The organism is Fusibacter bizertensis, from assembly GCF_029914245.1.
GTDB lineage: Bacteria > Bacillota > Clostridia > Peptostreptococcales > Acidaminobacteraceae > Fusibacter_C > Fusibacter_C bizertensis.
Genome location: NZ_JARYZI010000010.1, coordinates 93,952 through 113,965 on the forward strand (window position 1 = coordinate 93,952; position 20,014 = coordinate 113,965).

Sequence of the window (20,014 nt, forward strand, 5' to 3'; positions counted from 1 at the left end):
GAGGACACATGAAAAAACTATTGGCATTATTATTAATCGTAAGCATGTTTTCATCAATGGTCGTCTTCGCAGCAGCACCATTTGATGTACCAGTACCTGAGTTTACAGCACTTAAGACAGATACTACAGGAGCGAATACCCTAACGGGAAGCATCAAAGGCAAAGACATCATCACAAACTCGTATTTTTCAGATATTAAAAACACCTATGGTCATGAAAGTATCGTTAGGATGGCAGCACTAGGTGTGATCAAGCAATATGGCGACAAGAAATACTATCCTTCCTCAAAAGCAACTGGCTATGACATAATCGGTATGCTTGTAAGGATGCGTGGTAACGAGGCTGCAGTGATGCAAAGAGTTTATAATCTAGCAGGTTCATCGACAACACCTGCTAGACTTAAAACGTTGATGGATCAAGAATACCTTGTAGAAGCTCAAACGCTAGGGATTGTAAACGCTACAGAGGTACTTAACTTAGGTCAACCGGCGACCAAAGAGACTTTGGCAGTTTGGACTGCTAGAGCTATAGGTTTAGCACCTATTTTCAACCAACAGACTGTTTTCACTTACTCAGACTGGGCAAGTGTAAATCCTATTTACAGATCTTTAATAGAAGATATGACGACTAACGGGATCATACCACTGAAAAATGACGGTACATTTGCACCAAAAGAAAATGTAACAAGAGGTGAACTTGCTGTCATCTTGGCAGCCGCACTTGAAACTCAATATGCTGCAAGAACCATTACCTCAGGTTTTGGACTTGTAATTGGTGTAAAACCAGAAACGATCTATAATAACGGCGATACTGTAAAGCGAAATACAATTACAGTTAAAAACACCGATGGTACTGTGACAAACTTAGTAAGTGAGACACACTCAAAAGGCAATCAGCAGTTTGATTATGTCACACACAAAAACGGGATTGTTTCAAACAACGGCAACTTAAAACTAGGAGATGAGATTGAATATGTGACACTTGCAGGTGCACTACAGTACGTTCAAGTCATTGATAACAATCTCATACTCGAAAAAATAGCAGCAAATAGTGAAGCAGATCTTTATACAACTTTCCACTATGGTACTTTGGTAGATATCAACTCCAAGACCCAGTATAAAAATGGTACTACCGTAGTAACTGAGATCTACCGAGTAGTAGACATCACAGGAGATGTGTTTGATATCTTAGTGGATGAAGACTTATATACAGGTCTTAGAGAAGACGTGATAACGTATAAAGAGAACGAAGTAGGTGGTGTTCACTTGTTAGAAATTGGCGACGTGATGGAATACCTTGTCAACGAAGACCGTGAGATTATCTATATCAAAGTTGCACCACTTGATAAAACAACACTTTCAGGAACAGTAAGAGAGATTACCCCTTTATCTGCTGATGGGCCTGCTACCATGACCATCTATGGTTATGATGATAAAGTCTATCAGTTGCCTCTGGCACCTTATGCTAATTTAAGGATCAACGATAGGGTAACTGACATCAACAACTTCGTCTATGGCATGCCTGTAGATGTGGAGATATCTAACGGCTATATCATCTTAGTCGAAGGTGAATCCTTTAGTGGTGAGCCCGGTTATATACCGAAGTACGGTAAGATGCGTATGGGGGATATCGTCACAGTTTATCAAAACACGTTCTCGGTTAAGTTAAACGATGGCACGACAGAATTTTATGACATAGACCAAACCACACAGTTTACCAAAGATGGTAATGTGGTGACTAAGGATGCTTTAAAATCAGGGATGGCAGTCAAAGTTTACTTTGATAACATTTCTACACTAGGTGCATCAAAAGTTGAGATCGAAGCACCAGAACTTCTCTTTGAGATCATCTACAAGGGTAAGATTAAAAACGTTAACGGTGCTAGAAAAGAAATTCAGATTATTGGATCTGATGGTGTATCCAAACCAGAGTACATCTCAAATAACGATTGGCTACCAGCTGAAAGTTATAGCATCAACCTCAAAACTGATGATAAAACAGAGTATTATGCTGGCAATCAAAAACTTACCATGACGGAACTTGAGCGTAATTATTCTGGCTATCAGTTATACGCAGTTGTAAAAAAAGTCTTTGGTCAGCCAACTGTTGTTAGACTCAGCGTCAAAACTGGTGGAGAGATGATGTACTCAAGTACAGTTAGAACTGTAGATCATACACTTGGTAGTTTTGATATCTCAACTAAAGAAAACTTTAACATCACAGATGGAACCATCGTGATCAAAGATGGACTTGTGGTGCCTTCTAGTCAACTTAAAGCGAGAGATACAGTCTTTGTTGTATCAGAAAGCCCAATGGGTGCATATGACAAAAACGCTATGGTTGTAAAAGTTGTGACACCTTATGACAACATCTTTGATAAGATCAGGATAGGTGCAGTTGAAACCGTCAACCCATCTAACATCACATTTAGAAACTATACGCAATATACCAACAATTTCTTAAATGCAGTTAATCCAAACGAAACAGGTTATTATAAATTCTACACAGATAGTAAAATCGTAGATATAACTGATCCTACAAAGATCAAAACTATAAAACCAGCTGATTTTTGGCATGATTCTTATGCAAGATCAGAGAATGTAGATACGACTTACAACAGCGCAACACCTGGATTACAATTTGAACGATATTATGCCTTTATGGTAGTCAACGAAGCTGATAGTGCAATTGTAGCGATGCACCTTAGACATAAAGGGCTATTGCCAGGACAAAACTTTGATGATACGCTCTATAAAGAGTCTGATATCGGAACTAAGTTAGAAGAGACTTTTACCGGAGCGGTTCTTTCAAGAGGAATTGTCACAAGTGATGATACAACATGGGATCGACTAGAAATTACAGACTCTCATGACTGGACAGACTATACAGGACAGTGGACAGCAAATAAATCAAACATCTTTGTTAAATACACAGATGCCATTGTGATCAAGAACAATAGAGTCATCGATGTAGAAGATATCCAGATGGGTGATTATATCTATGTGATGCGTATTAAAGAAAATGCACTCGTTATCTTTGTGCAATAATTTTAAGGAGCTATTATGAAAGGGAAATGGAAGGTAAGTGCCATCTTGATGGTGGCACTGTTGTGGATCAGTTCATATGCATATGTATCACATGCTCAAGTAGTATGGATGGATGGAGGATTAATAGGGGACTTGATGATCTCAGGAACACACGAGTATCAAGAGCTTTGCTTCATCACGGGTGAGCCGGTGATTCTTAAGGGCACTGTAAAGCTACCTACCATCCCTACAAATAGTGATAAGTATTCTCTAAAATATACTTTTTCACTGAGTAACACTGCAAAAGGAATTACGCTGACAAGAGATGTAACTTTCGATGTTACAAAGACCACGACCACAGGAATCAATCAAACTGCTTATGAGAAAAAACTTACTAAATATACTGAAACCATTACCACTTCAGCCGGAGAGTTCACCCTTGGAAAGTATACGTTTAACGATAGCAGGCTTGTAGACAACACACCTGCAGTTGATTACTTTTCAGGGAACATCATCTCTGAAAGAACTTACTATCTAGATGGAGATTATCTTGAAAATCAAGGTTATGTAACTTATATCATCGATGCTAAGCCTATCGTAGGTTATGAACACCTCTATGGTAACAATGAAACTTTAGTGGTAAAACAAGAAATTCAAAGTTATACACCAAACGCAAACTATGATCCAGCGGTGAGTGGCTCTAAGGAGTATGATGTTTGGACAGGTACAGTAGACGTAGGTATGTCTTCAAACAAGACTGTAAACTTTTTATATCAAGCAACAGATCCACAAAGTATCAGTTTTAGAGGCAATTACTTTCAAGTGACGAGCGAAGAAAATGTACTCACTTATAAATATTCATTGCCTATTGTTGCAAGTGGGAAAGTGGATACAGCGAGTACCAAGCGTAATACTGGTGAAGTTAACCTTAGTAAAGATGTCATATTAGAATCGAAGGCACTTGTAACCCCTAAGATTAGAGATATAGGTGGACACTGGGCTGAGAATGAAATCTTCCTTTTAACATCACTTCAAATTTTTGATGTTGAAAAAGAATACTTTGTACCTTCTGCAACAATCTCTCGTCTTGATTTTGGCAAGGCTATGGTTGTGGCGATAAATGGTGCTTTGCCTGAACCGACATCAACAGCGATCATCAAACGTAGAAGACCGGGTGTTGAAACGCCTTTCCTTGACGTGATGGTAACTGATCCAGATTATCACTATATCGAATTTATCAAAGAAAACGATATAATGGCAGGTAAAAATGGCTATTTTAAAGGAAGTGAACCGTTGACTCGTGCTGAGGCAATCACGATTATGATTAAGGCACTTGGTCTTCAGTACATGGCACCTGCACCACCTTATGATACGGTATTTACAGATAACAAGTCTATCCCAGAATGGTCAAAAGATTATATCTACATGGCAAATGAGATCGGACTTGTGACAGGCACCCCGGAAGGATACATCAATCCTAACAACTGGGTGACGAAAGACGAAGCAGCAGCTATGATCAATAATTTTATCAATCATTTGAAAGATTATATCACTTATGATTATCGGGAGAAGATATTGAATCGATAGGTTCATTTGTTTTCTTTTTTACAAGGGAAGCCCGTGCCATATATTTCTTTTTCCAGTTCCAGTCCTCGGATGAAAACATATCCTGCGGAAGAACTTCCAAAAGAACTATATGGCACGGGCTTCTATGTTGTGTTAAAAGAAAGTTTGGATTCACATGATTTTTTCCAGTTCCAGTCCTCGGATGTAGAACATATCCTGCGGAAGAACTTCCAAAAATGTCATATGTATGTGGACACGTTATGTATAAAGCCTATCCGTGTTATTTCTTGTGGAAGTTCTTCCGCAGCTTGCTGGGCAAGCGAGGACTGGAACTGGAGAAAGAAATAACACGGATGGGCTTTAACTTTATACCGTACCACTTTCTATATATTCGCAAAATATCTTAACCATGTCTGGATCAAATTGTGTACCTGAACAGCGTTTGATTTCTGACATTGCTGCTTTTATTGTGAGTGCTTTTCTATAAGGTCTATCATTGGTCATGGCATCATATGAATCAACTAGGGATAGGATGCGACATTCTAGTGGGATTTCTTTGCCTTTTAAGCCTAGTGGGTATCCTGTTCCATCCCATTTTTCATGGTGCTTGTAGATGAGATCGGAAATGGCTGTTAGTTCGGGCGATGCAGATGCGATACGTTGACCTATAGCTGTGTGTGTCTTCATGATCTCCCACTCATCAGGTGTAAGGGGTCCGGGTTTTTTAAGGATATTATCTGGTATCCCAACTTTTCCAAGGTCGTGGAACTTAGTGAGTAGCGTTAGTTGATCCATGCGGTGTTGTTCTAATCCAAAAGTGAGCCCTAGTTTTTTAGCCAGTTCACTCATGCGGTCAGTATGTCCTTCGGTGACATAGTCTTTAGCTTCAAGAGCCTTCATCAAAGTTTTGACCAGTGTACTTTTGCTGCTACCTTCTTTCAATAATTTATGGTTATATAGGTTGTGATCGGCGAACTGGTAAAGCTGCGCACCATTTATAGGCATACCGTTTGAATGAGAGATGCCAAAAGAGACAGAGACTTCATATGCAAGATTTTGGTTGATCAAGTCGAGTTTTAAGTTAAAAGCATCACATTTCGATTGGATCACTGATTTGCTTATGCCTTCATATATAACAGCGAACTCGTTGCCACCAATTCTACTGATGAGCACTGCGTCGTTAAAGTTCTCGTTGATCTTATCAGCAACTGTTTTGATGACGCGATCTCCTTCAAGATGCCCGATGGTATCGTTGATGTTTTTGAGTCCGTCAATATCAAATACGATAAGAGAGATGGATACTGAGTTCATATCTTCATATGCGAGCATAGCGTCTTCAAATTTTCTGCGATTGTAGAGGTTTGTACTGCTATCTCTTTCTGCCATATCACGAAGTTTTTCTTCTAGGACCGTGCGCTGTGTCATATCTCTTATGATAATCAACACTTCATTTAGCTCGGTAAGCTGAAAACGTGCTTCAAAATGCCGCTTTTGAACAGAAGAAACAACCGTAAAGTTGATAATCTCAGGTTTACGGTTTAAGATCACTTCATCAACGCCTTGCTTAAGTTTATCTGCAATAGCGGGCTCTCTTAAAAAAGACAACACTAAAGCAGCTTCTTCAGCTTTTGAAGTCGCAAAAGGAGTGAAGTGATGATTTGAATCGCTTACAAGCAGTATATCTGGGATTGCCATCATCAATGCTTGGTTGCGCGTCTTCATCTTTTCAAGTGTACTGATCTTATCCTGAAGTTCAGGATAGTAATTTTTTCTAATAGAACTTTCTCCAAGGCCGATGATGCCTTCGCGAGTAAGTGCTTTATCTTTTTTGGAATAAATGGACATACAGTTCTTCCACCTCGTCATAGGATAATTCTTTTGGGTTAGTGACCATACATGGATCAGTTAATGCGCTGGTAACCATAGATGCAATGGTATCTTTGTTAGGGAGAGGCATAGTAACAGCTTCAGGAATCCCTACGATCTCTCGTAAGTTTGAGATTGCCTCTACTAAATTTAACTTAACATGCTCGTCACTGAGCCCGGAAGTTTGTATCCCTATTGTCTCCGCGATTCGGCGATAGCGTAGTGGAGCAGCGTCAAAGTTTACAGCGATAAGTCTTTGTAACAAGATGCTATTGCATTCGCCGTGAGGTAGGTCAAGCACACCACCTAAACTATGTGCGAGTGCGTGGACCGCGCCTAGACTAGCGTTTGAAAAAGCAAATCCCGCATGCATTGAGCCTAATAGCATCTGATGCATGGTCTCAATTGTGCGATCCTCTTTGACGGCTAAAGGCAAAAACTCATAAACGAGCTTTATCGCGTTAAGTGCATGAATATCTGTAATTGATGAAGACGCGTTACTTACATATGCTTCAATCGCATGTGTAAGTGCATCCATACCAGTGCAAGCGGTTAAATATAGATCCATAGTCATCAGTGGAATAGGATCAATCAGCGCCAGATCGGGCACAACTTTTTTGCTGATAATTGCTTTTTTGATATGTTCATGTGAGTCGGTGATAATAGCAAACTGAGACACATCAGCAGAAGTTCCTGCAGTAGTAGGGATACATACAAGTGGAGGACCTGGTAACCTGATCTCATCCACACCTATATAATCTAGTATATGTCCACCGTTTGTTGAGACGATACTGATGCACTTGGCGCAGTCCATTGGACTACCTCCGCCTACTGCCAGCAAACTGTCACAGTCTTCGGCTAAAAAAAGTTCTGCACCAAGCATCGCTTCATAGTCTTTGGGGTTGCTTGATACATCTTCAAAGATCATATAATCTATGCCTTGAGCGGTTAATGAACCCAGTATCTGAGTAAACCAGTTTTGACCTACAACACCTTTATCAGTTACAATCATGGTCTTCTTAGCACTAAAATGTTTTAAGTATTGTGCTGCCAATTTCATCGCATCATAGCCGACGATCACTTCAGGAACCACGAATTTGCGTTGCTCTAAAGAAGAATTCATAAACTCACCTCATCTATCATAACGTTACTTATATTAGTTAACAAATTAAAACTATGGTAAAAAACAGTATGTTTATATTAGTACCCATCGTAAAAGGGAATTAACTGACGATAGATTAAAAATTCATTACAATAGTGAAATGAATATAAAAAAAACAGGGCAGAGACCATATGATCTCAACCCTGTTTATTGAGGCATCCTAAGTACATAAAAGTCATAGAATGCTTACGAATCATGTAATACTCATAAGTCATACAAAGCTTATAACTTGAATTTGTTGATAATTTGTTCTAGTTCTTTTGCAAGGATGTTGAGTCTTGCTGTTTGGTCGTTGATCTCAGTCATACCAGCGAGTTGTTCTTCAGTAGCAGCTGAAACTTCTTCAGTGCTTGCAGATGTCTCTTCAGTTGAAGCCGAGATACCAGTCATAGCATCGACGATGTATTCTTTGAGCATAAGCATCTGGTTAACTTCGGAGTCGATGTTACCAAGTTCAGCGTTTAATTCGTGTACGCCTTTTGCAATTGCGTCAAATTGAACTTGCGTTGAAGCTACCGATTCGTTTTGTTGTACAGAAACGTTTTTAAGTTCAGCCATAGTAGCAACAGAAAGTTCAGAGTGACTGTTGATCTCTCCGATGATGCTCTTGATTTCGCCAACTTGGTTAGCTGACTGCTCGGCAAGTTTACGAATCTCTTCTGCAACTACAGCAAATCCTCTACCTGCTTCTCCTGCTCTAGCTGCTTCTATAGAAGCGTTAAGTGCGAGTAAGTTAGTTTGTTCGGAGATTGCAGTGATTGCATCGGTAATTGTATGGATCTTTGCAGTGCTTTCAGATACTTTTGTGATGACATCGCTAATTTTTTCAGTAGCTGTGTTGGTATCATCTGTTGCGGTTAAAAGTTTTTTAACAGCATCAAGTCCTTTTTTACTTTGATCTTCAGCACTGTTAGCAAGTGATTCAACAGTTGCAGTAGAGTTTTTAACGCCATCTATGTTTCTTGAGAGTTCATTGACTTTAACAACTGCCTCTTCAGTAGTAGTCGCTTCTTCACTTACAGCTTTTGCAACTTCACCAATGGTTTGTGCCACTTCGTTAATCGCGTTGGTCGTTTGATCAGTAACCTCAACCAAAGAACTAGCTAGTTCGGTAACAGTGCTTGATGAAGATTGCATCGCTTCCACAAGACCTCTTACGTTGTGAAGCATGGTGTTATAGGCAGTTGCAAGTGTACCGATCTCATCAGTGTTCTTGATGTTGATTTCTTTTACATCAAGGTTGTTATTTGAAACTTCAAGTAGTGAAGCTGATATCGCTTTAATTGGTTTTGCAAAACTACCTGTAAAGAGTGTGATAATAAGTAGTCCAAAGACTAATGAAAGTGCAAGTACCACGATAATGACCATCAATATAGTGTTTGCGCCTTTGTTGAAGTCTTGTACATATGCACCAGCACTTACAACCCAGCCCCAATCAGCATCTAATTCTTGATAGGTAATTTTATCGCCTATACTCTCTGATCCAGGAAGTGTCCATGCATAAGTAACAAATCCACCGCCGCTTTGAGCAGCCTTTACTTGTGCTTGAACTAACTTGAAACCAGAACCGCTTTTATCTTCGGTTTCCCATACATTTGTCCCCTCAAGTGATGGGTGCATCACTTCAACCCCGTCAGTTGAATATGCTAAAAAGTATCCGTTTGGTCCCAAATCGATGTTTTTGCTAATTGGACGTTTGTTGTCTGCATCTTTAGGTCCAAGTAATAAAACCCTAATTTCTTCTTGTGCTTCTTCCGTAGATAGATCGCCTCTTGCGACTTCTATTTTCTTGGCATCGATCAGTTGCATAACTTGCTTAACGCCGTTTTTGAGGATGACCTCACCTTTCATAGAAAGTTGGTCTTTTGCGAAAAAGTAACTTGTCGCACCGACAGCAATAACTGGAATAACCAGTAGCAAGCTAGAAATGATGATCAGCTTTTTTCTAATTGATAGTTTCAAATTTTGTAGCCCCCTTTGTAAAAAAAATATAGATATTCATGTATAATTATACCACTCTCTATGGCTTTATAACACAAGAATTCACAGGATAATTATCAAAAAACAATAAAAATATATCATTTTTATATAGCGAAAATGCAATTTGTTTTTATGGATTATGCAAAACTTATATAGACCGGGAAAGGCATAATCATGTATAATAAGAAAAACAAAAAAATACAAAACAATAAGAGGTGAATTTGTGGCTTTTGCAAACAAAATTGAAGAAAGAGACTTACACAAGGAACAGAAAATCCTGATTCTTGCCGTTTTCCCCCTGATCTTCCTCATCTTTGGCGTATTATACGCCCTATCACAAGGAGCCAATCTGGCTCAGGGAATGACAAGTATCATCAAATCTCCGACAACACTGATCACAGACTTTATGGTGGTGGGTGGCATCGGTGCTGCTTTTGTGAATTCAGCGCTCATTGGTTTTTTTAATCTGTATCTACTTAAAAGATATAAGATGAGAATCAATGGCCTCTTAATTGCAGCATTCTTTACCGTTCTCGGTTTCTCCTTTTTTGGAAAGAACGTTCTTAACATACTACCAATCTATCTTGGTGGCTATCTGTACGCTCGCTATCAACAAATTCCTATGAAAAATGTCATTCTGGTCATCATGTTCAGTACAGCGCTTGCGCCTATCGTAAGCTTCATAACCTTTGGCGGCCTTTTTACAGAGGGCTTTAGTTATCTTATGGGACTTCTCACCGGTATCTCTATCGGTTTTATCATCGTACCCCTTTCATCACATATGATTCGTTTCCATGATGGTTACAACTTATATAACATCGGCTTTACAGCGGGAATCGTAGGAACAGTGATCACCAGTGCACTGAGAAGCTTCGATGTGGAAATCGCTTCAGTGAATTTAATCCATGATCAAAACAATCCTATGATTATAGGGTTACTTGTGGTTTTATTTGTGTACTTAATGGGTATTGGACTCTATACCAACAAAGATACTTTTAAGCTATATAAGACTATTTTTAAATACCGTGGTAGAACAATTACTGATTTTACATCTCTAGTGGGTTACGGTTTAACCTTTTTCAATATGGGCGTTTTAGGGATGGCAAGTTTAATTTTTGTGTTAGTCCTCGGAGGAGTAGTGAACGGTCCAGTGATGGCAGGAATCCTCACAATCGTTGGTTTTGCTGCTTTTGGTAAGCAACCTAAAAATTGTTTTCCTATCGTTTTAGGCGTTTTAATGGCTGGGATTTTCTTTGGATATGACTTTTCAAGTACAACTTTCATCATATCTGCACTTTTTTCAACGACCATCGCACCTATCGCAGGTGCATATGGCCCTATCATCGGCGTAATTGCTGGTATGTTACACTTGACTCTTGTTACAAATATAGGTATCATTCATGGAGGGATTAACCTATATAATAATGGCTTCTCAGGAGGCTTAGTTGCAGGGTTTATGCTCCCAATTATCGATGCGTTCAAAAGGGGGGAATCAAGATCATGAAGCACGAAGTCAAAAAGATCTGCAAAATTGTCGACGAATTGACAACTTTGTTTTTAAAAGAAGATACCAACGAGGTAGACTTTAAAATTATCACTCAGCCTGATAGAGCCATCGTCAAAATCGTGGATTATAATACGAAATATTCAGAAGAATTTATCGCTCATCTTAAAAAGACACTAAACAATCAAAGACAATCTGAGATTGAAGAGTATTACTGGCAATTAGCTGGTGAAACTGACGATGATGACGAACTTACGCTGATCAGCGTAATGATCGACTCAGCAACAGTTGAGAAAAGAGATGGGAACTTGTATATAGAACTTGTGAGGATCAATAAGTAAATTTGATTAGGGTTATATCATTATGTGGTATCATAATGGTGTAACTCTTTTTTTGATGGGGGAAGATGTGATGAAAACACTTATAGGAATCACCTTATCAAATATATATGTGCTGGCTTTGCTATTACTTTCAAGCTATCTTTATAAGACACAAAAGGCTTCCCGGGAGACCACAAGGAAACTCGTGCATATCGGGGCGAGTAACTGGTGGTTCATGGTGATGTGGTATGCGGATACAGCGCTAACTGCAGCGATCGTGCCGATGATGTTCGTCATCGTCAACTATTACATGCTTAAAAACCACCTTTTTAAGAGCATTGAACGAGAGGGAGAGCAGCAAGACCTAGGGCGGATTTTTTATGCGGTTTCCTTACTAGTGATTACAGTATGGACTTTCGGGATCGGTCGACCAGAGATTGGTGTGATAGGGGTTTTGATCATGGGGTATGCCGATGGTTTCGCTGCACTGGTAGGTATCCGATATGGCAAGCATAAGCTATACGGAAGCAAGTCGCTAGAAGGGTCACTAGTAGCGATCGTTTTGACAGTGGTGATCGTTGTTTTCTTCAATAATATATACGCGATTGGCTTAACAGCTGCTGAGATGGTACTCGTTGTATGCAGCGCTGTTTTTTTAGAATCTGTATCTTTAAAGGGTAGTGACAATTTAACTGTACCCATAGGGACGACGCTTATAATCTATTTTTTGATGTAGGAGAAAAGGATGAAACGTATAAAACATACCAAAAGAACAAACCCAGAACGTTTTCAAGGTCGACTTGATGGTAAAGATTATTTTGAAGGTTGGTACTACAAACAAGTTGATCAAACTGGAAGGCATACCATCGCTTTTATACCGGGGGTGAGTCTCGATAGTGAGGATACGCACTGCTTTATCCAAGTGATTGTATCACCAGAGGTTAAGACTTATTACTATAGGTTCCCTTTGTCAGCTTTTAAGGTAGAAGATGAGCCCTTTAAGATCACCATAGGTAATAATGTGTTTACACTTAGCGGTATGCAGATCTCACTGGGAGATGACTTTAATGGCAGTTACCAGTTTGGTGCGTTTAGTGATATAGATAAATCTCTCCTCTCACCAGATATTATGGGCTTTTTTTCATATATCCCTGGCATGGAGTGTAACCATGGTGTGATCAGTATGAACCACTCGATCAGTGGCCATATGCGCATACCCAGTGGAGAAAACATAGATTTTGAAGGTGGTAAAGGGTATATCGAAAAAGACTGGGGACGTTCTTTTCCCAAATCATATGTGTGGCTACAAGCGAACCAGTTTGAAGATTTTGATACGAGTTTTATGTGCAGCATCGCGACGATCCCCTTTGGCTTTCTCGCTTTTGATGGGTTAATCGCCAACTTAAAGTACAAAGGAAAAGAGTACCGGTTTGCGACTTACAATGGTGCAAAGGTACGGGGCTTTAAAGCAACGGAGACATCGGTGACTTTTAAGCTGATAAAGGGAAAAGTCATACTAAAAGTAACGGCAGTGGTAGAGGGGCACGGACAGTTAAAGGCGCCACTGCAAGGAGAGATGGTTCGGACCATAAAAGAGGGGTTAGGTGGAGAGGTGACACTTGCTTTATCAATTGATGGCGGTGAATGTGTAAACCTTAGCAGCTCATGTGCAGGAATCGAAATTGCTTTACAAGGTCGCCTTGCCAATGGCGACAGTTAGCAGTATAATATAAAGCAACGACAAAGGAGGGCGAACATGACAAAGGCGCGTACAGGTAAAAAAGACCCAAAGGTCTTATTGATGGAGAAAAAGTTAAGAAAACAAAGGCGTAGTAAGATGCTGAAGAGCGTCCTTGCAATTTTCTTAGCGCTTTTATTAGTAGGTATGGCACTCGCTCCAGTCTTTTCACAGACAGTGACAGTAGAACCTTATCGTGAAGGTGGACACATCTTGGTCTCGGATCAAGAGATAAAGATCACCGCTGCATCTGATACAGGCGCAGATGTAGGTTATCACGATTTTATAGATTTTATGATGGAAATGGTACAAAGTAGTTATTATAAAGATGTAGACAAACAAGATTTAATCGAAGGCGCATACAAAGGCATCTTTGGTGTTCTTGATCCATATAGCACTTATTTTACCCCTTCTGAATATGAAAGTTTTAACACCAGTATCGAAGGTGAGTTTAGCGGTATCGGCGCTTCTATAACAGAAGGAAAAAACGGTTATGTAGAAGTCGTTGCACCTATTAAAGATACACCTGCTGATAGAGCAGGCTTACAGCCGGGCGATATGATCACTGAGATCGACGGTGTAGATGCTGCAGGCTTTACCACTGAAAAAGCGGTTACGCTGATTCGTGGTGAAAAAGGAAAGGCAGTTAAACTTACCATTAAAAGACCAGGTCTTGAAGACCTTTTATACTTTAACATCGTGAGAGATACGATTATCGTCAAGTCAGTAAATTACGAGATGCTTGACGGTGGCGTAGGTTATATCCAGATCATTGAGTTTGGTAGCAAAACCAATGCCGAGTTTGATGCAGCCATGGCCTTTATGGCAAACAAGGATGTAAAACAACTTGTAGTGGATGTTAGAAACAATCCGGGTGGTTTACTAGACACTGCCATCCACGTAAGTGACTATTTTATCCCTGCTGGAAAACAGATCGTAAAGATAGACTATAAAGGAAGCAATGATAGAACTTACCGTGCAACGACGGCAAAAGCACCTATGGATGTAGCAGTTTTAGTCAATGGTGGTTCAGCGAGTGCTTCTGAGATCTTCTCGGGTAGTATCCAACAAACAGGTAGTGGTGTGGTAATCGGTACAAACTCTTTTGGTAAAGGTACAGTTCAAAACTTGATGCCTCTTACCAATGGTGGCGGAATCAAGCTGACTATAGCTGAATACCTACTTAACGGTGACTATCATGTACACGGAGTGGGTATCAAACCGGATATCGAAGTCAAAGCACCTGTGAGAATGACAGATGAACTTATGGCATCTCTTGCACCTGTTAACCCAAGAGCTGGCGCAATCTCACTTAATGTATACGGTGTACAACAAAGACTTGAACTACTTGGTTATGATATCGTAGCTGATGGTCAATACGGACCAGCGAGCAAAGCAATCGTTAAACAGTTCCAAGCACTTCATGGCTTAACGGCTTCTGGACTTTTAACGACTCAAACGATAGAAGAGATCACTAAGGCGCTTGTGTCTGATGAGGCGAAGAGTTATGATCCACAACTTGAGGCGGCGCTTGATTATTTTAAGAAGTAAGTTAATGTAGAATATATTAGATAGGGCGTCCATATTTAGTTTTTCCAATCCGAGTTTTCGCTTTACTCAAAAGGATTTCCAAAACTAAATATGGACGCCCTATCTTTGTACATAATGAGGTTACATTGGTTATACTTCTTAATATATCGCTGCGCCTTATAGGATTCTGAGTTTTCGTTTCACGGGGAAGGATTTCCAAAACTAAATGTTGATGCCCTATCTTTGTACATGTGAGGCTGCATTGATTTTACTTCATAATATATCGCTGCGCCTTATAATATACCGAGTTTTCGCTTTGCGGGGAAGGGATTCAAACCTAAATATGGATGCCCTATCTTTGTATATGTGAAGTTACATTGATTTTACTTCATAATATATCGCTGCGCCTTTTAGTTTTTTGAAAATTTTTTTTAGTATCCGGTAAATGTGCTGATATGTATGTGTGTACTTAAAGGGGGGAGGGTATATGGACGCTTATACTATAATGTTCATGGAACTTTTTTAGAAATGTTACGTCTTATACATATGTCCACTAAATAATTTGAAAACTTGAAAGCTTGTATTTTCAATGTGTTTCGACATCCGTTGCTTTTTGAGTGAATATTTTATTTTCAAAGTGGTATATAACCTTTGTCATGTTATTGTAATCATATGTAATGCTATGGTAACAGACTTAAGCCTAAATTTAGTATATAATTAGGCTGTAGTAGGCGATTCGTAGTTTTACAGTTCTATTACAATAAAAAACTTTGATTGACCATGCTTCTTAAGAGGTGATATAATCAGTAATAGGATTTTGCGATATCCCACGCGGGTTACGCGATTCTGAGGCAGAGCTTTCGCCTCAGAAGGGGGTTATTGATCAAAACTCTCTTCTGTAACAAGAAGCAAAAAAATTAAACCTAACTAAAAGGGAGGAATTCGCAATGAAAAGAGTATTATCTTTAGTATTAGCTTTAGTGCTTGTACTAGGTATGATCCCAACTTTCGCAGCTGACGCGACTGGAGCTCAAAATCTTTATGATAATGGCTTCATCACGGGTAAAGACGGCGCGACTGTTGACGCAAAGCTTGATGTTAATGCAAAATTAACAAGAGCTGAATTAGCAGCTTTAGTCGCTGAACTTAATGGCGCAAAAGAAGAGGCTGCTGCATTTGCACAACCTGCAGATTTCACAGATGCAGATACATTCCAAGATTGGGCTAAGCCTTTTATCGCTTACGCACAAGAAAATGGATGGATGAACGGCTTAGGCGATGGAACAATGTTTGGTCCTGATCAAGCAGTTCCAGCTAATCAATTAGTTGCTGTTCTTATGAACGCACTTGGTTATGATGTAACTTGGAATACAGTTCTTGCTGATGCTGCTGAACTAGGAATTATAGCAGAAGGTACAGAATTAACAAGAGGCGAAGCTTTCGAAGCTATGTGGACTGCTGTTTCTGCAGTAAACGTTAACGGCGAAGAAATGACTCTTGGCGTTAAACTTGGTAAACTTGAGCCAGAAGTTGTTGAACCAACTGAATTATTAGTGTCTGATGTTGTTGCTGATAACTTAAAAACATTAGTTATTAATTTCAATCAAGCAATTGACAAAGATACTGTAAAAGCTACAACTGTTAAAGTTGTTGAAGGTACTACTGATAGAGTTTCTGCTATGACAGTATCTGAAGACAAAATGTTTGTAACTGTTACATTAAACACAGTTGATCAATCTGATAGCTTAAAAGTTACTGTTGAAGGCGTTAAGAATGCTGCTGGCGAAGAAGTTGTTAAATATGAACAAACTATCGTTGTAAACGATACAACTGTTCCTACAATTTTAAGCGCAGTTGCTTTAAATCCTAAACAAATTAAAGTAACTTTCTCTGAGCCAGTTCAAGCTCCTACTGGATCAAGCCCAACATTATTTACTATGTTGAATGATATTAAAATTGATTCAAACTCAATTGTTGCTAAAGCAGCTGTTGACAATGTAGATAACACAGTTCTTTTCACTTTAAGCAATACTTTAACTGAAGGTAGTAAATCTATCGAAATTAAAGGTCTTAAAGATTATGCTAACTTTACTGCACCTACAGCAACATTGACTTTTGAAGTTGTAAAAGATGACAAAGCTCCTGTTGCAACTTCTGTAGAAGTTAAGAGCATGACTTCTGTTCTTGTTAAATTTGATGAGCCAGTTGAAGTAGCTGGAACATTTAAAGTTGATAACGGAACGGCATTCACTCCAGCTGCTGCTGATTGGAATGCTCAAAAAACTGAAGTTACTCTTAAAGGCTTAAGCCTTGGAATTTCTGCAATTGTAGAAGTTAAAGTTGAGTACAAAGGTCAAAAAGACATTATTGGTAACGAAGTGAAAGATTATACAACAATCACTACTCAAGTTGCTGATGATACTACACTTCCTACTGTTGAATTGACTACAGTTGGAGCTAATAACAAGTTAACATTGACTTTCTCTAAGCCAATGCAAACTGTTGGTAAACTTCAAATTTTAGACAAAGATGACAAAGTTGTACAAGAAACTACTGTTTTAGCTGCTGGATTTAAAGCTAATTCAGAAAGTAAAGTAATTGAGTGGACAGTTCTTGCAAGCAAGAATCCAGGCGATTATAAAGTTAAAATTACAGATATGAAAGATGCTACAGTAAGACAAAATGGTCTTGCTACTACTACTTTATCATTTACTTCACTTGATACATTAAAACCTGAAGTTTCTGATAAGTTCTTAGTTACAGCTGGAGTAGCTGCTTCAGGTGAAACTGCTGCTGATGCTGCTAAAAAAGATACAGTAAAAATCTTCTTTAGCGAAGCTATGGACAAAACTACAATTGAAAACTTAGCTAATTACCAAGTTAAAGTTGGAGCTGGTACTTTTGGTCCTCTTCAAGCAGATTCAAATGCAACTAAAATTGTTGCTGCTGCTGATTTAAAATCTGTTACTATCACTTACACTGGCGCTGCTACTGCAACTCTTGAATTCAAAGCTGTTGCTGTAAAAGACGCTGCTGGAAATATGATTACTGGTGCTATTTCAGGACCTATCCTTGTTCAAGGTTCTACATTCTTGAATGTTAATGGTAATGTATTAGTAAAAACAAATAATACAATTCAAGTTACTTTTAATAATGAAGTAGCTGCTGTTGATCCTTCAGTATTCGTAGTTTATGAAGGAACAGAAGCTGTAACTGGTATGTCAAGTGCAGTAATCAGTGCAACAGATTCTAAAGTTGTAACATTTACAACTGCAGTAAATCTTGATGCTGATGCTGAAAAATATACACTTATGGTTAATGCACCAACTGCAATCAAAAATATCTACAATAGCACATTAACAAAAACTGGTACAACTGCTTATGCAACTGCTGAAAAAGTTAATGTTATTGATATGATTGCACCAACACTTACAAAAGTAGAAAAAGGAACTGCTCCAAATAGTATTAAATTAACGTTTAGTGAGCCAATGAAAGCTGGAACTGAAGCAGCATTTAAGTCAAATATGTTAGTTAAAGATACTAATGGTGCTGTTGTTCTTGCTAATGCTAATACTAGCAACGTTGTTATTGCTTCAAATGTAGTTACTGTTACTTTTGCAGGTACTGATTTAGATGCTATCAAAGCTATCGGTACTAACGAAGATGCAGAAAAAACTATTAAAATTTCATTCCCAGTTGGTACAGGTATTTTAGATACTGCTGCAACAGGAATTAACATTTTACCTGTTTCTGATCAAGAAGTTAAAGTTTTAGTAGACACTACTGCTCCAACAATGGTTAGTGCTGCTGTAACTACTCCGAACACACATATCACGGTTACTTTTAGTGAAAGTGTTACTGGAACATTTGCAGCAAATGATGGTGGTTTTGTAGTAACTGCAACTGGAGAAGCTACAACATACGCTGTAACATCATGGGCAGCAGGAACTAATGCAAATCAAATCGTACTTACAGTAGCTACTTTTGCTGCTGAAATGGGTACTGGAAATGGTGGTATTACTGTAACTTATGCAACTGGCGGTAATGCAAGTACTGTTGATTTAGCAGGAAATGCATTAGCTACAAACGCTGTAGGTTTAGTTATTGCTGAATAATCATTAATTTAATCCACACTCCCAGGCAGTTTTCCGGAAGTTCAGTGAAATGAAGTCCTGAAACGAAGTGATATGAACAAGTGTAAGGATGGAAATATCTGTACTACCGAAAAATAGCCAGGCAACAAAAAGGGAAGTTGGAAGTTCAAAAGAAATAAAGCGTCAAGGTCTTAGGATCTTGGCGCTTTTTTGTGCCCTAAATTTATATTTAAGGTATAATTAAAAGACCTCACGAGTATTACGTTATTAAACGTTTATACACAGACAAATACAAAGTATTGTATTTTGCTTGATTAAAACGATATGTTATAATTATTAGAGAAAGACTTAAAAAAAATCAATACTGTTATTCTAGAATTATAGTAGCCTTTGTAACTTTAAAAAACTATTAACAGTTTTTCGAGTACAATAAAACTATAATATGAAAGAGGAATCATGGATAGGAAAATTAGAACTTTTAAAGAATATAAAAAAGAGAAGCTTACAGAGATGGAACGACATGAGCTTGAATTAAAAAGTGAACAGATTTGTAGCTTGATCGAGAAAATTGAAAATCAACATTCCCATACAGTTTCTTGCAAACTCAAATCAATGAAACCTTGAATCGAAATAACTTGTAAAAATAGTCAACTAACAAAACGGGAAGTTGGAGGTTAGATTATGCTCGTTTCAGTATTTGAGGTTAAACTGCTCAGCGATGATTAACCGCTTATTTCTTTTGTAAATAAAAATAGTCAAGGTACCCTTTATGAGTAAAGAGATAAGATGGCGACAAAGATTTGAAAACTTTGACAAAGCATTTCAACAGTTAACTTTTGCAATTAACTTATTTGACAGTTTGAGTATATTAGAGAAAGAAGGACTAATACAACGTTTCGAGTATACTTTTGAACTGGCTTGGAAAACAATTAAAGATTATTTAGAAGCGAATGATGTTAATGCTAAGTTTCCAAGAGAAGTCATTAAAGAAGGGTTTCATTTTGAAATTATCGATGATGGTGATGTTTGGATGGATATGCTCGAAAAACGCAATTTATTGGCGAATACTTATGATGAAGGGCGTTTTAATTTTGTCACATTAAAGATTAAGACTGAATACTATTCAGCAGTAGCTCAAGTATACAATTATTTTAAGGTGATATTATAATCACACTCACAGGCAGTTTTTCAGAAGTTCAGTGAAATGAAGTCCTGAAACGAAGTGATA

The 20,014-nt window shown here is 38.5% G+C and carries 13 protein-coding genes; 10 read left to right on the plus strand and 3 right to left on the minus strand.

The features are described 5' to 3' along the window. Positions 1–8 precede the first annotated feature (8 nt). A complete protein-coding gene (locus tag QE109_RS13885) occupies positions 9–3,047 on the plus strand; it encodes an S-layer homology domain-containing protein (RefSeq protein WP_281095137.1) in 3,039 nt (1,012 codons plus the stop codon). A gap of 15 nt (positions 3,048–3,062) precedes the next feature. Beyond that, entirely contained in the window at positions 3,063–4,613 is a 1,551-nt protein-coding gene (locus QE109_RS13890; RefSeq protein WP_281095138.1) for an S-layer homology domain-containing protein, read from the plus strand. A 345-nt stretch (positions 4,614–4,958) separates the two neighbouring features. Here the strand turns inward: QE109_RS13890 and QE109_RS13895 are convergent, their stop codons facing one another. The 3 genes from QE109_RS13895 to QE109_RS13905 all read right to left on the minus strand — a co-directional run bounded on the left by QE109_RS13895 (position 4,959) and on the right by QE109_RS13905 (position 9,582). Further along, on the minus strand, positions 4,959–6,437 hold the full coding sequence (locus QE109_RS13895; RefSeq protein WP_281095139.1) for a sensor domain-containing diguanylate cyclase/phosphohydrolase: 1,479 nt from the start codon (positions 6,435–6,437) through the stop codon (positions 4,959–4,961). Next, on the minus strand, positions 6,412–7,581 hold the full coding sequence (locus QE109_RS13900; RefSeq protein ID WP_281095140.1) for an iron-containing alcohol dehydrogenase: 1,170 nt from the start codon (positions 7,579–7,581) through the stop codon (positions 6,412–6,414). The genes QE109_RS13895 and QE109_RS13900 overlap by 26 nt, the downstream gene beginning before the upstream one ends. A gap of 261 nt (positions 7,582–7,842) precedes the next feature. Beyond that, positions 7,843–9,582 (minus strand): methyl-accepting chemotaxis protein, encoded by a 1,740-nt coding sequence (locus QE109_RS13905; protein ID WP_281095141.1) that lies wholly within the window; start codon positions 9,580–9,582, stop codon positions 7,843–7,845. A gap of 241 nt (positions 9,583–9,823) precedes the next feature. On the opposite strand from QE109_RS13905, the gene QE109_RS13910 reads away from it, so the two are divergent. The 8 genes from QE109_RS13910 (at position 9,824) to QE109_RS13945 (ending at position 19,954) form a co-directional block, all read left to right on the plus strand. Beyond that, positions 9,824–11,104 carry a DUF1576 domain-containing protein gene (locus QE109_RS13910; RefSeq protein WP_281095142.1) on the plus strand — a complete coding sequence of 427 codons (1,281 nt, stop codon included), beginning with the start codon at positions 9,824–9,826 and terminating at the stop codon, positions 11,102–11,104. Continuing rightward, positions 11,101–11,445 (plus strand): hypothetical protein, encoded by a 345-nt coding sequence (locus QE109_RS13915; RefSeq protein ID WP_281095143.1) that lies wholly within the window; start codon positions 11,101–11,103, stop codon positions 11,443–11,445. The genes QE109_RS13910 and QE109_RS13915 overlap by 4 nt, the downstream gene beginning before the upstream one ends. A 70-nt stretch (positions 11,446–11,515) precedes the next feature. Then, positions 11,516–12,160, plus strand: a complete 645-nt coding sequence (locus QE109_RS13920) for a diacylglycerol/polyprenol kinase family protein (protein ID WP_281095144.1) — start codon at positions 11,516–11,518, stop codon at positions 12,158–12,160. Positions 12,161–12,169: 9 nt separating this feature from the next. Beyond that, positions 12,170–13,144 (plus strand): tocopherol cyclase family protein, encoded by a 975-nt coding sequence (locus QE109_RS13925; RefSeq protein WP_281095145.1) that lies wholly within the window; start codon positions 12,170–12,172, stop codon positions 13,142–13,144. A gap of 36 nt (positions 13,145–13,180) precedes the next feature. Further along, a complete protein-coding gene (locus QE109_RS13930) occupies positions 13,181–14,713 on the plus strand; it encodes a S41 family peptidase (RefSeq protein ID WP_281095146.1) in 1,533 nt (510 codons plus the stop codon). A gap of 926 nt (positions 14,714–15,639) precedes the next feature. After that, positions 15,640–18,807, plus strand: a complete 3,168-nt coding sequence (locus tag QE109_RS13935) for an S-layer homology domain-containing protein (protein WP_281095147.1) — start codon at positions 15,640–15,642, stop codon at positions 18,805–18,807. Positions 18,808–19,242: 435 nt separating this feature from the next. Beyond that, the gene (locus tag QE109_RS13940) at positions 19,243–19,410 is read left to right on the plus strand and encodes a hypothetical protein (RefSeq protein ID WP_281095148.1); all 168 of its coding nucleotides are present in this window, start codon (positions 19,243–19,245) and stop codon (positions 19,408–19,410) included. A gap of 145 nt (positions 19,411–19,555) precedes the next feature. Then, positions 19,556–19,954 carry an HI0074 family nucleotidyltransferase substrate-binding subunit gene (locus tag QE109_RS13945; RefSeq protein ID WP_281095149.1) on the plus strand — a complete coding sequence of 133 codons (399 nt, stop codon included), beginning with the start codon at positions 19,556–19,558 and terminating at the stop codon, positions 19,952–19,954. Positions 19,955–20,014 lie beyond the last annotated feature (60 nt).